General features: G+C 70.6%; 15 protein-coding genes. 10 read left to right on the plus strand and 5 right to left on the minus strand.

Annotated elements, in window-relative coordinates:
* Positions 1 to 80 precede the first annotated feature (80 nt).
* Positions 81 to 1034: a GlxA family transcriptional regulator gene (locus tag OG272_RS41680; RefSeq protein WP_405895761.1), complete on the plus strand. Its 954-nt coding sequence runs from the start codon at positions 81 to 83 to the stop codon at positions 1032 to 1034.
* Between the two features lie 42 nt (positions 1035 to 1076).
* Positions 1077 to 1712, plus strand: a complete 636-nt coding sequence (locus OG272_RS41685) for a DJ-1/PfpI family protein (RefSeq protein ID WP_405895762.1) — start codon at positions 1077 to 1079, stop codon at positions 1710 to 1712.
* A gap of 43 nt (positions 1713 to 1755) precedes the next feature.
* Here OG272_RS41685 and OG272_RS41690 read toward each other — a convergent pair whose 3' ends face one another.
* Complete coding sequence (locus tag OG272_RS41690) at positions 1756 to 2499, minus strand: enoyl-CoA hydratase-related protein (RefSeq protein ID WP_326574545.1); 744 nt, start codon at positions 2497 to 2499, stop codon at positions 1756 to 1758.
* Between the two features lie 293 nt (positions 2500 to 2792).
* On the opposite strand from OG272_RS41690, the gene OG272_RS41695 reads away from it, so the two are divergent.
* Positions 2793 to 3302 (plus strand): ATP-binding protein, encoded by a 510-nt coding sequence (locus OG272_RS41695; RefSeq protein WP_327732066.1) that lies wholly within the window; start codon positions 2793 to 2795, stop codon positions 3300 to 3302.
* A 48-nt stretch (positions 3303 to 3350) separates the two neighbouring features.
* On the opposite strand, the gene idi is transcribed toward OG272_RS41695, so the two are convergent.
* From idi to galE, 4 genes are all read right to left on the minus strand, one after another.
* Entirely contained in the window at positions 3351 to 3944 is a 594-nt protein-coding gene (gene idi / locus OG272_RS41700) for an isopentenyl-diphosphate Delta-isomerase (protein WP_405895763.1), read from the minus strand.
* 124 nt (positions 3945 to 4068) lie between these two features.
* Complete coding sequence (locus OG272_RS41705; RefSeq protein ID WP_327726777.1) at positions 4069 to 4587, minus strand: N-acetyltransferase; 519 nt, start codon at positions 4585 to 4587, stop codon at positions 4069 to 4071.
* Complete coding sequence (locus tag OG272_RS41710; protein WP_405895764.1) at positions 4578 to 5516, minus strand: cation diffusion facilitator family transporter; 939 nt, start codon at positions 5514 to 5516, stop codon at positions 4578 to 4580. The genes OG272_RS41705 and OG272_RS41710 overlap by 10 nt, the downstream gene beginning before the upstream one ends.
* Positions 5517 to 5673: 157 nt before the next feature.
* Positions 5674 to 6645 carry a UDP-glucose 4-epimerase GalE gene (gene galE, locus OG272_RS41715; RefSeq protein ID WP_326574541.1) on the minus strand — a complete coding sequence of 324 codons (972 nt, stop codon included), beginning with the start codon at positions 6643 to 6645 and terminating at the stop codon, positions 5674 to 5676.
* A 582-nt stretch (positions 6646 to 7227) separates the two neighbouring features.
* On the opposite strand from galE, the gene OG272_RS41720 reads away from it, so the two are divergent.
* From OG272_RS41720 to OG272_RS41750, 7 genes are all read left to right on the plus strand, one after another.
* Entirely contained in the window at positions 7228 to 9048 is a 1821-nt protein-coding gene (locus OG272_RS41720) for a DUF5941 domain-containing protein (protein WP_405896126.1), read from the plus strand.
* On the plus strand, positions 9045 to 9797 hold the full coding sequence (locus tag OG272_RS41725; protein WP_326574540.1) for a phosphocholine cytidylyltransferase family protein: 753 nt from the start codon (positions 9045 to 9047) through the stop codon (positions 9795 to 9797). Before OG272_RS41720 ends, OG272_RS41725 begins: the two co-directional genes overlap by 4 nt.
* Positions 9785 to 10849: an iron-containing alcohol dehydrogenase family protein gene (locus tag OG272_RS41730; RefSeq protein ID WP_326574539.1), complete on the plus strand. Its 1065-nt coding sequence runs from the start codon at positions 9785 to 9787 to the stop codon at positions 10847 to 10849. The genes OG272_RS41725 and OG272_RS41730 overlap by 13 nt, the downstream gene beginning before the upstream one ends.
* A gap of 28 nt (positions 10850 to 10877) precedes the next feature.
* A complete protein-coding gene (locus OG272_RS41735; RefSeq protein WP_405895765.1) occupies positions 10878 to 11606 on the plus strand; it encodes a CDP-alcohol phosphatidyltransferase family protein in 729 nt (242 codons plus the stop codon).
* Complete coding sequence (locus tag OG272_RS41740; RefSeq protein WP_327726774.1) at positions 11603 to 12487, plus strand: glycosyltransferase; 885 nt, start codon at positions 11603 to 11605, stop codon at positions 12485 to 12487. Before OG272_RS41735 ends, OG272_RS41740 begins: the two co-directional genes overlap by 4 nt.
* 95 nt (positions 12488 to 12582) lie before the next feature.
* On the plus strand, positions 12583 to 13512 hold the full coding sequence (locus tag OG272_RS41745) for an ABC transporter permease (RefSeq protein ID WP_327726773.1): 930 nt from the start codon (positions 12583 to 12585) through the stop codon (positions 13510 to 13512).
* Positions 13505 to 14272, plus strand: a complete 768-nt coding sequence (locus tag OG272_RS41750) for an ABC transporter ATP-binding protein (protein WP_327726772.1) — start codon at positions 13505 to 13507, stop codon at positions 14270 to 14272. The genes OG272_RS41745 and OG272_RS41750 overlap by 8 nt, the downstream gene beginning before the upstream one ends.
* Positions 14273 to 14596: the final 324 nt, after the last annotated feature.

Below are 14596 nucleotides of genomic sequence, written 5' to 3' on the forward strand. Positions count from 1 at the left end.
GGCGCCCCGTACGGCTCCGTGGCAGAAAAGGTGGGGTACTCGTCATTGCGGACACGGTCCGGCCGCCCAAGAATCGAGGCATGCGAACCGTCCTGGTCGTCCTCTTCGACGGCGTACAGAGCCTCGACGTCACGGGCCCGATGGAGGTCTTCGCCGGCGCGGAGCAGCACACACCGGGGACGTACCGCATCGGCACGGCCTCCCCGGACGGCTCTCCCGTGCGCACCTCCAGCGGCCTCACCCTCGTCCCGGACCACACCCTCGCCGGCGCCCCCGCCCCGCACACCCTGCTCGTCCCGGGCGGCCAGGGCACCAGGAACCCCGCCCCCGAGATCGTCGACTGGCTGCGTGAGCACGGCCCGCGCGCGGAGCGTCTGGTCTCGGTCTGCACCGGCGCGATCCTGCTCGCCGAGGCGGGCCTCCTGGACGGCCGCAGGGCGACCACGCACTGGGCGTACTGCGACACGCTGGCCCGCCACCACCCGGCGATCGAGGTCGACCCGGACCCGATCTTCATCCGCGACGGGCACATCGCCACCTCCGCCGGGGTCACCTCCGGCATCGACCTGGCCCTCGCGCTCGTCGAGGAGGACATCGGCCGCGAGGCCGCCCTCGCCCTCGCCCGCCATCTCGTCGTCTTCCTGCGCCGCCCGGGGAACCAGGCCCAGTTCAGTGCCCAGCTCGCCGCCCAGACCGCGCGGCGGCGGCCACTGCGCGAGGTCCAGCAGTGGATCACCGAGCACCCCGGCGACGACCTGAGCGTCGAGCACCTGGCAGCCCGCGCCCGGCTCTCGCCCCGCCACTTCGCACGCTCCTTCCAGGCCGAGACGGGCATGACGCCGGGCCGGTACGTCGACCGCGTCCGCCTCGAACACGCCCGCCGTCTCCTGGAGGACACCGCCGCCGGAGTCGAGGAGATCTCCCGCACCTGCGGCTACGGCACCTCCGAGGCCATGCGCCGCGCCTTCGTGAAGGCCCTCGCCACCTCCCCTGCGGAGTACCGCCGCCGCTTCCGCCCGGCTCCGACCCCGTAACACCCGGGCGCCCCGCGCGCCCCCTCCACGGAAGGGAACCCCATGCAGATCGCCGTCGTCCTCTTCGACCGCTTCACCGCCCTCGACGCGGTGGGCCCCTACGAGATCCTCGGCCGCGCCCCGGACGCGGAACTGGTCTTCGTCGCCGAGCGGACCGGCCCGGTCCGTACCGACCAGGGCGCCCTGGCGATCACCGCCGACAAGACCCTGACCGAGGTGCCGAGCCCCGACATCGTGATCGTCCCCGGTGGCCCCGGCCAGAGCGCGCAGATGGAGAACGAGGCCCTCCTGGGCTGGCTGCGCGCGGCCGACATCACCAGCACCTGGACGACCTCCGTGTGCACCGGCTCGCTTCTGCTCGCCTCCGCGGGCCTGCTGGAGGGCCGCCGCGCGACCTCGCACTGGCTGGCCCTCGACGAGCTGAAGCGGTTCGGCGCGGAGTCGACGGGCGAGCGGGTGGTGTTCGACGGCAAGTACGTCACCGCGGCCGGCGTCTCCTCCGGCATCGACATGGGCCTGACGCTGCTCGGCCGGATCGCGGGCGACGACCACGCCCGGGCGATCCAGCTGGCGACGGAGTACGACCCGCGGCCGCCGTACGACGCGGGCTCCCCGGAGAAGGCACCCGCCCACCTCGTCGAGTGGTTCCGCGAGAACAGCCGTTTCGTCCTGCGGTGATCCCTCCGGCCGACGGGCCGGATGTCCGGCCCGGCAAGGAGGTTCAGACGTTCCAGGTGAACTTCGGCTGTCTGCGTTCCAGGAACGCGGCGACGCCCTCCGCGGTGTCGCCGCTGCCGCGCGCCTGCTCGGCCCAGTGGACGTCACGGTCGGTCCGGCCGTTCGCGAACTCCTTGGCGGCCGCCTGTGTCAGCTGGGAGCGCGAGACCAGTACCCGGGTGAACTCCGCCACACGCTCGGCGAGTTCACCCGCGCGCAGCACCTCGTCCACCAGCCCCGTGCGCAGCGCCCGCTCCGCGTCGATCAACTCACCGGAGAACAACAGGTACTTGGCGGTACTCGGCCCCACCAGCGACACCAACCGCCGGGTGGAGGAGGCCGGGTAGACGAGCCCCAGCTTCGCGGGCGTGATCCCGAACAGCGACCCCTCCTCCGCGAACCGCAGATCGCAGGCCGCCGCCAACTGTGAGCCGCCGCCGACGCAGTGCCCGCGGATCGCCGCGAGGGTCGGCTTCGGGAAGGCGGCGAGGGCCTCCTCGGCGGTGCCCGCCCACCTCTGGGCCTCACCCGGGGACTCCCGGAGCGTGGAGATGTCGGCCCCCGCGCAGAACGTCCCGCCCTCCCCGGTGAGCACCAGCGCCCGTACGCCCGGGTCGGCGGCCAGCCGGTCGAGCAGCGGCGGCAGCGCCCGCCACATCCCGGCCGTCATGGCGTTGCGCTTGGCCGGGTGGTGGACGACGACGGTCGCGACCCCGTCGGCGACGGTGTCCAGCAGCTGAGGCTCCATGCACCGGATGCTAGCCACCCCGCGCGTCCCCACGATCAAGAAGGGTCCCGGAACACGGAGAGTGAGCGGCCGGCGGGGGCGGCGGGCGGGTCCGGCGTCAAACCCGTACAACCCGAATAGTTCCGAAAGCGGCACGCCCCGGACAAGGGCGGTCGTACGGCTGGCTGAATCCCTCACGGGCGATCCGAAAGTCGACGATACGCGCTGACTTCTGTTCAGTTCTCCGTGTGCGGAGCTGAGTTACCAACACTCGACATGTGGTGACAATCGAGCGCAAGGGTGGCGACCGGACAATGGACGACCAAGGGCGCGGGAGCGACCCACGCCCTGGAGGCGTCGGGCAGGGGCCCGACGACCCGAGGCCGCCGGAGCCACTGCCCTACGAGGGGGTCTGGCGGTTCACCGCCGCCGCCGTGGAGGCCTCGGTACCGCAGGCGCGGCGCGCCGTCCGGGACCTGCTCGCCCGACAGGGTGTGCCGATCTCGGACGACCTCGTCCAAGGACTTCTGCTGATCGTCTCCGAGCTGGTGACGAACGCCGTGAAACACGCGGCGCTCCTGTCGCCCACACTCGCCGTCGAGGTCGCTGTCGGAGCCGAGTGGGTGCGCGTCTCGGTGGAGGACAACCACCCCTACCGCCCGACCGCGCTGGAGACCGACCACGGCCGACTCGGTGGCCGAGGGCTGCTCCTGGTGCGCGAGATCACCCTGGAGGCGGGCGGGGTCTGCGACGTCGAGCACACCGCGAGCGGCGGCAAGGTGATCTGGGTCGCCCTGCCGCTCAAACCCGCACACCTGATCTGAGGGTGAGATGTCACCGGTCCCGGATCGGGACCACTGATCCGGGGGTCGTCACCAGCCCGCGGCCGGACCCGTCAGCTCCCTGACCGCCGGGCGGGCCGCGTCCAGGACCGTCATGAACCAGGCGGAGAAGGTGTCCCTGGCGTGCCGCTCCGTCAGCTCGGCCGGGGTGACGAACGCGGTGGCCCCGACCTCGTCCGGGTCCGGCCGGAGCGGGGACTGCAGCAGCCCGACGAACAGATGGTTGAACTCCTGCTCCACCAGGCCGGAGTCCGGGTCCGGATGGTTGTAGCGGACCGTGCCGGCCTCTCCGAGCAGCGCCGGGGAGACCCCCAGCTCCTCGTGCGTCCGCCGGGCGGCCGCCGCGAAGGGGGACTCGCCCGGATAGGGGTGGCCGCAGCAGGTGTTCGACCACACACCGGGGGAGTGGTACTTGCCGAGGGCGCGCTGCTGGAGCAGCAGCCGCCCGCGCTCGTCGAAGAGGAAGACGGAGAACGCCCGGTGCAGTCGACCGGGCGGTTGATGAGCGGCCAGCTTCTCCGCGGTGCCGATCGTGGTGCCGTCCTCGTCGACCAGCTCCAGCAGGATCGCTTCCGTGGTGCCGTTCTGCGGACTGTGCATCGCGGTGGCAGGTGTGATCGGCATGCCCATCCTTCGCCTCGTTCTTCGAGCCTCAAGTCTGCCGCACGAAACCGGCACTCCCGGCACTTCGCGCCAACCTGCATGTCCTACCCGGGCACCGCGCCGAGGGACACCCGCCGCTCGCGCGTCACACTCCGAAGGCGGCCGGATACCTGATGGTGCCGGGTGCCACCGACGCGGAACCGTCCAGTACAAGGGCCATCATCGCCGCGTCCGGCACGTCGAAATCCGGCCGGATGCCGTACTCGGATGCACGTACGAAGCCGAAGCGCGGGTAGTACTCGGGATGCCCCAGGACGAGGACGAGCCGCTCCCCACGCGCGCGTGCGGCCTCCAGTGCCGCGCGGACGACCGCGCCTCCCGCCCCTCGCCGCTGATGGTCCGGCAGCACCGCGACGGGTGCCAGCGCCAGCGCGGGGACCTCGTCCACATGACAGCGGGTGATCAGCGCGTACGCCGCGATCGTGCCGTCCGGTGCCTCGGCCACGTACGACAGCTCCGGCAGCCAGGCGTCGGGGTCCTCGCGCAGCGCGTCGACCAGTCTGGCCTCCGCGTCGGTCCCGAAGGCGGCGGCGTTGACGCCGTACACCCCCTCGCGGTCGGCGGACGTCTCCGGTCGCGTGATCCAGTCGGTCGTCAGTGGCACAGCTTCGCCTCGTGTTCCGCGTGGCCGACCGGCTCCAGCTGGAAGGTGCAGTGCTCGACGTCGAAGTGGTCGCCGACGCAGCCCTGGAGGTCGTGCAGCATCTTCTCGTGGCCTATGGAGTCCAGCGTGTCGGAGCTGACCACCACATGGGCGGAGAGCACCGGCATGCCGGAGGTGATGGTCCAGGCGTGCAGATCGTGGACGTCCTCCACGCCCGGCAGCGCCAGTATGTGGGCGCGCACCTCGGCCATGTCGACGTTCTTCGGGGCCGCCTCCAGCAGGACGTCGAGCGTCTCGCGCAGCAGCTTCACCGTGCGCGGGACGATCATCAGACCGATGATCAGCGAGGCGATCGGGTCGGCGGCCTGCCAGCCGGTGAGCAGGATGACCGTCGCGGAGATGATCACCGCCAACGAACCGAGCGCGTCCGCGGCCACCTCCAGGAAGGCGCCCCGTACGTTCAGGCTCTCCTTCTGGCCGCGCATCAGCAGGGTCAGCGAGATCATGTTCGCGACCAGGCCGATCGCGCCGAACACGACGGTCAGGCCGCCCTGGGTCCCGACCGGTGTGACGAACCGCTGGACCGCCTCGTACAGCACATAGCCGCCGACGCCGAGCAGCAGCAGACAGTTCGCCAGCGCCGCGAGTATCTCGGCGCGGGCGTAACCGAAGGTGCGGTTGCCGCTGGCCGGGCGGTTCGCGAAGTGGATCGCGAGGAGCGCCATGCCCAGGCCCACGGCGTCCGTCGCCATGTGCGCCGCGTCCGCGATGAGCGCCAGCGAATCGGCGAGGACACCGCCGACGATCTCGACCACCATGACGGTGAGCGTGATCGACAGCGCGATCCGCAGCCGCCCGTGGTACGCCGCTGCCGCCGTACCACTGGTCGGCGCGTGATGCGCGTGCCCGTGATCGTGCCCAGCCCCCATGGAATCCGCCTTCCAGATGCGTCCGTGTGTTCGGCTCCGGATCACAGTGAACTACGGGTGGGGGGTATCCGGCAACGCGGCACTGAACACCGTTGTCATGTGCTCTGACCTGCGGAAACGATGCGCAGGTCAGAGCGTTGCCATGATCGGGGGCGGGTCAGAGGCCGCGGTGCAGCCGCCAGCCCGCCCAGGCCGACTCGACCATCTCGCGTACCCCGCGCCGGGCCGTCCAGCCGAGCTCCCGCTCGGCCCGCGCGGCCGAGGCGACCGCGCGCGGCGCGTCGCCCGGGCGGCGCGGTTCGACGAGCGCGGGACGGCGGTCGCCGGTCACCTCGCCGACGAGATCGATGAGTTCGCGGACCGAAACGCCTTCGCCGCGGCCGATGTTCACGGTCAGGTCGCCGGTCACGTCACCGGAGGTGAGGCGTCGGGCCGCCGCGAGGTGGGCGTCGGCGAGGTCGGCGACATGGATGTAGTCCCGGACGCAGGTGCCGTCCGGGGTCGGATAGTCGTCGCCGAAGATCCGGGGGGCCTCGTCGCGGGTGAGACGGTCGAAGACCATCGGGATGACGTTGAAGATCCCGGTGTCGGCCAGGGCCGGGTCGGCGGCGCCGGCCACGTTGAAGTACCGCAGGCACACGGTCGCGATGCCGTGCGCCTGCCCCGCGGCCCGGACCAGCCATTCACCGGCGAGCTTGGTCTCGCCGTACGGGCTCATCGGGGCGCACGGGGTGTCCTCGGTGATGAGATCCACGTCCGGGTTGCCGTAGACCGCCGCGGAGGAGGAGAAGAGGAAGCGCTCGACTCCGGCTCCGGCCGCCGCCTCCAGGAGGGTGGCGAGACCGCCGATGTTCTCCTGGTAGTAGCGGGTGGGCTGGGCGACGGATTCGCCGACCTGCTTGCGGGCGGCGAGGTGGACCACGCCGGTCACCGCGTGCTCGGCGAGGACGCGCTTGAGGAGGCCGCCGTCGAGGGCGGAGCCGTGGATCAGGGGAATGCGTTCGGGGAGGCGGCCGCGGACCCCTGCGGAGAGGTCGTCCAGCGCGATGACGTGTTCGCCGGCGTCGGCCATGACCTTCGCCACGTGTGCGCCGATGTAGCCCGCCCCGCCTGTGATCAGCCATGTCATGGGGTCACCTTATTCGGGGTGCGTCGCGGGGGCTGTGTTGTGTCTGTTCGTCGTAGAGGACGTGCAGGGTTGGCGGGTGCGGCCGTGTTCGTGGCTGGTCGCGCGGTACCCCGCGCCCCTTCAGGAGGCGCGGATCGCACCCTCTTCGAAGAAGGCACACGCTCTCACTGTCCCCTATCAACCGATATGCGGACCGGAGTTTGTGGCGCGACCCCCAGATCCCCGATGATGATCGCGGCGGAGGGCCGACGGCTTGAGCAGGTCGAACCGATCAGGCCGTGAACGGGCGGTGAACGCCCGCTTCTCTTCATCCGATAACCTCTGCCGACACGCCGCCGGGCCCCAGGGCCTGTCGTCGGATTCCCGTCTGTCACGCGGCGCCATGCACGCACTCTCGCCGCACCGGGCGCAGACCCGAGTACATCCAGTACAAGGGTCCACGCCCGGCACGCCGAGAGCACGCGCCTGACGCCGCGAGGCCGCCCTCCGGGCGACGGGAGTTCGACGACGGCCCTGGACCTGGGCGTCCCCACCACGCACATGCCCGGCGCGGTCGCGTCGGCACCCAGGGAGTGAGTTCGTCTGTCGACCGCCATCCTCACCGGTCAGCCGGTGCCCGGATCGTCGCTGGAGGGCGATCTGCGGTCGCTCGGCTTCGACGTGCGGGTCGCCTCCGACGCCGGTGACGCCGAGACGTTCCTGGCGACGGTGCCCGCGGACCAGCGGGTCGCGATCGTCGACACCCGGTTCGTGGGCCATGCGCACGCGCTGCGCCTGGGACTCACCGACCCCCGCTTCGAGGCCGCCGCCCTGCCCGGCGCCGTGACCGTGCGGCCCGCCGCCCGCCAGGCGCTGACCCGGGCACTGGCCCGCGAGAGCTCCGCCGCGAGCGGCAGCACCGCGGTCGCCGTCGACAGCCTCGCCGACCGGGTCGTCGCCGCCCTCGACGCGGACGGCGTCAGCCTGTACCGGCCCGAGCTGGGCACCCTGGTCGCCGTCGTACCCGCCGACCCGCAGGCCCGCAACGAGGCCCGCCAGGCGGTCGACGCCGTCGACGACGAGGCCGTACGGCTGCGCACGGCGGTGAAGTCCCGCGACGGCTTCTTCACCACGTACTGCATCAGCCCGTACTCCCGCTACCTCGCCCGCTGGTGCGCACGCCGGGGCCTGACCCCGAACCAGGTCACCACGGCCTCGCTGATCACCGCCCTGATCGCGGCGGGCTGCGCGGCCACCGGCACGCGCGGCGGCTTCGTCGCGGCCGGCCTGCTCCTGATCTTCTCCTTCGTCCTCGACTGCACCGACGGCCAGCTGGCCCGCTACTCGCTGCAGTACTCGACGCTCGGCGCCTGGCTCGACGCCACCTTCGACCGCGCCAAGGAGTACGCCTACTACGCGGGCCTCGCCCTCGGCGCCGCCCGCGGCGGCGATGACGTCTGGGGGCTCGCCCTCGGCGCGATGGTCCTGCAGACCTGCCGCCACGTCGTCGACTTCTCCTTCAACGAGGCGAACCACGACGCCACCGCCAACACCAGCCCCACCGCCGCCCTTTCGGACAAGCTCGACAGCGTCGGCTGGACGGTCTGGATCCGCCGGATGATCGTCCTGCCCATCGGTGAGCGCTGGGCGATGATCGCGATCCTCACGGCGGCCACCACACCCCGTATCACCTTCTACGCGCTGCTCGTCGGCTGCGCCTTCGCCGCCACCTACACCACGGCGGGCCGCGTACTGCGCTCGCTCACGCGCAAGGCGCGGCGGACCGACCGGGCGGCGCTGGCGCTGGCGGACCTCGCGGACAGCGGACCGCTCGCGACGGGCGTGACGCGACTCCTCGGGAAGTTCAAGGCCCATCCTCCGTTCGGCTCCCGCGCTCTGGTCGCGCTGCCCGGCGTGGTGCTCCTCGTCGCGGCGGCCTGGCTCGCCCCGTACGGCAGTTGGTGGCCCGTCGCGGCCGCCGCGTTCTACGCGGTCGTCTCCGGTGCCACCGTCGCGCTGCCCCTCAAGGGCGCCCTCGACTGGCTCGTCCCCCCGTTCTTCCGCGCCGCCGAATACGGCACCGTGCTGTTGCTGGCAGCCAAAGCCGATGTGAACGGAGCCCTTCCCGCGGCTTTCGGGCTGGTGGCCGCGGTCGCCTACCATCACTACGACACGGTGTACCGCATCCGCGGCGACGCCGGCGCGCCACCGCAGTGGCTGGTGCGGGCGATCGGCGGACACGAAGGCAGGACCCTGCTGGTCACCGTCCTGGCCGCGCTGCTCGCGCCCACAGAGTTCAAGGTCGCGCTCACGGCTCTCGCCGTGGCCGTGGCACTGCTGGTGCTCGTCGAGAGCATCCGCTTCTGGGTGTCCGCCCATAAAACCGGCGCACCCGCCGTACACGATGAAGGAGAACCCGCATGATCGGCCTCGTGCTGGCGGCCGGCGCCGGACGGCGTCTTCGCCCCTACACCGACACCCTTCCCAAGGCACTGGTGCCGGTCGGCCCCGAAGGCGACGAGGAGAGCCTCACGGTTCTCGACCTCACCCTCGGCAACTTCGCCGAGATCGGCCTGACCGAGGTCGCGATCATCGTCGGGTACCGCAAGGAGGCCGTCTACGAGCGTCGTGAGGCGCTGGAGGCCAAGTACGGCCTCAAGATCACCCTCATCGACAACGACAAGGCCGAGGAGTGGAACAACGCCTACTCCCTGTGGTGCGGCCGTGACGCCATCAAGCACTCGGTGATCCTCGCCAACGGCGACACCGTGCACCCGGTCTCCGTCGAGAAGACCCTGCTCGCCGCCCGCGGCGACGGCAAGAAGATCATCCTCGCCCTCGACACGGTGAAGTCCCTCGCCGACGAGGAGATGAAGGTCGTCGTCGGCCCCGAGGGCGGCATGACGAAGATCACCAAGCTGATGGACCCCGCCGAGGCGACCGGTGAGTACATCGGCGTCACCCTCATCGAGGGCGAGGCCGCCGACGAGCTGGCCGACGCCCTGAAGACGGTCTTCGAGACGGACCCGCAGCAGTTCTACGAGCACGGCTACCAGGAGCTCGTGAACCGCGGCTTCCGCATCGACGTCGCGCCCATCGGTGACGTCAAGTGGGTCGAGATCGACAACCACGAGGACCTCGCCAAGGGACGTGAGATCGCGTGCCAGTACTGACGAGGCTCATCCCCTCGCCGGTCGTCGTGGACATCCGTCCCGGCGCGCTCGATGATCTGGCGACGATCCTGTCGGACCAGCGCATCGCGCCGTCGGGCCGGCTGGCCTTCGCGATCAGCTCCGGCTCCGGCGCGGCGCTGCGCGACCGGTTCGCCCCCGCCTTTCCGGAGGCGGACTGGTTCTGCGACGCCGACGGCACCATCGACGGAGCGGTACGGCTCGCCGACTCGATCAAGAAGGGCGGTCACTACGACGCCGTGGTCGGGCTCGGCGGCGGCAAGGTCATCGACTGCGCCAAGTACGCCGCCGCGCGCGTCGGTCTGCCGCTGGTCGCCGTGGCCACGAACCTGGCCAACGACGGTCTGTGCTCCCCGGTCGCCACGCTGGACAACGACGCGGGCCGCGGCTCCTACGGTGTGCCGAACCCGATCGGGATCGTCATCGACCTGGACGTCATCCGTGAGGCCCCGGTGCGCTTCGTGCGGGCCGGTATCGGCGATGTGATCTGCAAGATCTCCGCCGTGGCCGACTGGGAGCTGTCCAGCCGGGAGACCGGCGAGAAGGTCGACGGACTGGCCGCCGCCATGGCCCGCCAGGCCGCCGAGGCCGTCCTGCGCCACCCCGGCGGGGTCGGCGACGACGACTTCCTGACCACGCTCTCCGAGTCCCTCGTCCTGTGCGGGATCTCCATGTCCGTGGCCGGCGACAGCCGTCCCGCCTCGGGCGCCTGCCACGAGATCAGCCACGCGTTCGACCTCAGCTTCCCCAAGCGCAACGCCCTGCACGGCGAACAGTGCGGTCTCGGCGGCGCGTTCGCCACGTTCCTGCGGGGCAACCGCGAGGTCGCGGGCCAGATGGTCGAGGTCCTGCGCCACCACGGCCTGCCCGTCCTGCCGGACGAGATCGGCTTCACCGTGGACGAGTTCGTCCAGGTCGTGAACTTCGCCCCGCAGACCCGGCCGGGCCGCTACACCATCCTCGAGCACCTCGAACTGAGCACCGACCAGATCAAGGACGCATACGCCGACTATGCCAAAGCCATCGGTAGCTGAACTCCGCCCGGTCGTTCACCCCCCGGGTGTGAAGGACCGGCGGAGCGGCGAACACTGGGCCGGCCGGCTCTACATGCGCGAGATCTCCCTGCGCATCGACCGGCACCTGGTGAACACCCGGGTCACGCCCAACCAGCTGACCTACCTGATGACCGTCTTCGGCGTCCTCGCCGCCCCGGCGCTGCTGGTGCCGGGCATCACGGGCGCCGTCCTCGGTGTGCTGATGGTCCAGCTGTACCTGCTGTTCGACTGCGTCGACGGCGAGATCGCCCGCTGGCGCAAGCAGTACTCGATCGCCGGCGTCTACGTGGACCGGGTCGGCGCCTACCTGTGCGACGCGGCCGTGCTCGTCGGCTTCGGGCTGCGCGCCGCCGACCTGTGGGGCACCGGGCGGATCGACTGGCTGTGGGCCTTCCTCGGGACCCTGGCCGCCCTCGGCGCCATCCTGATCAAGGCCGAGACGGACCTCGTCGGGGTCGCCCGGCACCAGACCGGCAAGCCGCCGGTCCAGGAGTCGGCCTCCGAGCCGCGCTCCTCCGGCATGGCGCTGGCCCGCAAGGCCGCCGCCGCCCTGAAGTTCCACCGGCTCATCCTCGGCGTCGAGGCCTCCCTGCTGATCCTGGTCCTCGCGATCGTGGACCAGGCTCGGGGCGACCTGTTCTTCTCCCGCCTCGGTGTCGCCGTACTCGCCGGCATCGCGCTGCTCCAGACACTGCTGCACCTGGTGTCCATCCTCGTCTCCAGCAGGCTGAAGTGAGCGGCGGCATGAAGGTCGGCGCGGTGATCATCACCATGGGCAACCGCCCCGACGAACTCCGCGCCCTCCTCGACTCGGTCGCCAAGCAGGAGGGCGACCGGGTCGAGGCGGTCGTCGTCGGCAACGGCTCGCCCGTCCCGGACGTCCCCGAGGGCGTACGGACGGTCGAGCTGCCCGAGAACCTCGGCATCCCCGGCGGCCGCAACATAGGCATAGAGGCGTTCGGCCCCAGCGGCCGGGACGTCGACGTCCTCCTCTTCCTCGACGACGACGGCCTGCTCGCGCACCACGACACCGCCGAACTCTGCCGCCGGGCCTTCGAGGCCGATCCGAAGCTCGGCATAGTCAGCTTCCGCATCGCCGACCCCGACACCGGTGAGACCCAGCGGCGCCATGTGCCCCGGCTGCGGGCCGCCGACCCGATGCGCTCCTCCCGGGTCACCACCTTCCTCGGCGGCGCCAACGCCGTACGCACCCAGGTCTTCGCCGAAGTCGGCGCTCTCCCGGACGAATTCTTCTACGCACACGAGGAAACCGACCTGGCATGGCGGGCCCTCGACGCGGGCTGGATGATCGACTACCGGTCCGACATGGTGCTGTACCACCCCACGACCGCGCCCTCCCGGCACGCGGTCTACCACCGCATGGTCGCGCGCAACCGCGTCTGGCTCGCGCGCCGCAACCTCCCCGGCCTCCTCGTCCCGGTCTATCTGGGCGTCTGGCTGCTCCTGACCCTGCTCCGCAAGCCCTCCGGCCCGGCCCTGAAGGCCTGGTTCGGCGGCTTCAAGGAGGGCTGGACGAGCCCCTGCGGCCCCCGCCGGCCCATGAAGTGGCGTACGGTGTGGCGGCTGACCCGGCTGGGCCGACCGCCCGTCATCTGACAAGCTCGAAATCTGAGAGCATTCGGCCGTACCCGGTCCAGGTTTCCGCCTCGGCCCGACCAGGCTGCGCACTTTGAGGACGAAAGTTTCCATTTGTGAGTGAGACAACGCATGACGGCAGGGTTGTGGTGAGCGACCGTCCGTCGCCCGACGACGGGCTCTCCGCGACGGAACTGGCCACCAAGTACGGGCTCGCCGTGAGCGGCGCCCGGCCCGGACTCGTCGAGTACGTCCGCCAGATGTGGGGGCGGCGGCACTTCATCCTCGCCTTCTCCCAGGCGAAGCTCACCGCGCAGTACAGCCAGGCCAAGCTCGGCCAGCTGTGGCAGGTGGCCACCCCGCTGCTCAACGCGCTCGTGTACTTCCTCATCTTCGGCCTGATCCTCAACGCCGACCGGGGCATGTCGCGCGAGGTGTACATCCCGTTCCTGGTCACGGGTGTGTTCGTGTTCACCTTCACGCAGAGCTCGGTGATGGCGGGCGTGCGCGCGATCTCCGGCAACCTGGGCCTGGTGCGCGCCCTGCACTTCCCGCGTGCCTCGCTGCCCATCTCCTTCGCGCTTCAGCAGCTTCAGCAGCTGCTGTTCTCGATGATCGTGCTGTTCTGCGTGGCGGTCGGCTTCGGCAGCTATCCGCGGCTGTCCTGGCTGCTGATCCTCCCCGTGCTGGCGCTGCAGTTCCTGTTCAACACCGGCCTCGCGCTGATCATGGCCCGCGCGGGTGCCAAGACCCCGGACCTCGCGCAGCTGATGCCGTTCGTGATGCGGACCTGGATGTACGCCTCCGGCGTCATGTTCTCGATCCCGGTGATGCTCGACGGCCACCCCGAGTGGATCGCCGACGTCCTCCAGTGGAACCCGGCGGCGATCTACATGGACCTGATGCGCTTCGCGCTGATCGACGGCTACGGCTCCGAGAACCTGCCCCCGCACGTGTGGGCGGTCGCCGGCGGCTGGGCCGTACTGATCGCGCTCGGCGGCTTCGTGTACTTCTGGAAGGCCGAGGAGAGGTACGGCCGTGGCTGAGTCACTCATCCCCACCGTCATCGCGGACGAACTGCACATCGTCTACCGCGTCAACGGCGCCAAGACCGGCAAGGGCAGCGCGACCGCTGCCCTCAGCCGCATCGTCAAGCGCGGCGAGGAGCGTGGTGTGCGCAAGGTGCACGCCGTCAAGGGCGTCTCCTTCATCGCCTACCGGGGCGAGGCCATCGGCCTGATCGGCTCCAACGGCTCCGGCAAGTCCACCCTGCTGCGTGCGATCGCCGGTCTGCTCCCCGCGGAGCAGGGCAAGGTCTACACGGACGGCCAGCCCTCGCTGCTCGGCGTCAACGCCGCCCTGATGAACGACCTCACGGGCGAACGGAACGTCATATTGGGCGGCCTCGCGATGGGTATGTCCCGCGAGCAGATCAGGGAGCGCTACCAGGGGATCGTCGATTTCTCCGGCATCAACGAGAAGGGCGACTTCATCACCCTGCCGATGCGCACCTACTCCTCCGGCATGGCGGCCCGGCTGCGCTTCTCCATCGCGGCGGCCAAGGACCACGACGTGCTGATGATCGACGAGGCCCTCGCCACCGGTGACCGCGCGTTCCAGAAGCGCTCGGAGGCCCGCATCCGCGAACTGCGCAAGGAGGCCGGCACGGTCTTCCTGGTCAGCCACAACAACAAGTCCATCCGCGACACCTGCGACCGCGTCCTGTGGCTGGAACGCGGCGAACTGCGCATGGACGGCCCGACGGACGAGGTCCTGAAGGAATACGAGAAGTTCACGGGCAAGTAGGACAGGCCCTGTCCCGACATGACCGGCCCCACCGGAACTGTTCCGGTGGGGCCCGGCGTCTGCAAGGGATACCGGGGAGCGCGTCCGCAAAGAGAACGCCGACTTCGGCAGGGAAGCGTCAACTCCGGTTACCCCTGGGAAGCTTGGGTGCAATCGGTGCTTTCTTGTGATGTGCAGGACACCCCGACGGAGCATGGTGCGTTGTACAACGTAAGCTGTACCGGTGCCGAATCGCGGCAAGTGGGTCCATAATGCGCGACACCCGGCATCAGCCGCAGACGCCGCCCACTGGGCGGCGTGTCCGAAATAGTGCGTATTGGGTCG

Origin of the sequence: Streptomyces sp. NBC_00104, assembly GCF_045160825.1 — a bacterium.
GTDB lineage: Bacteria > Actinomycetota > Actinomycetes > Streptomycetales > Streptomycetaceae > Streptomyces.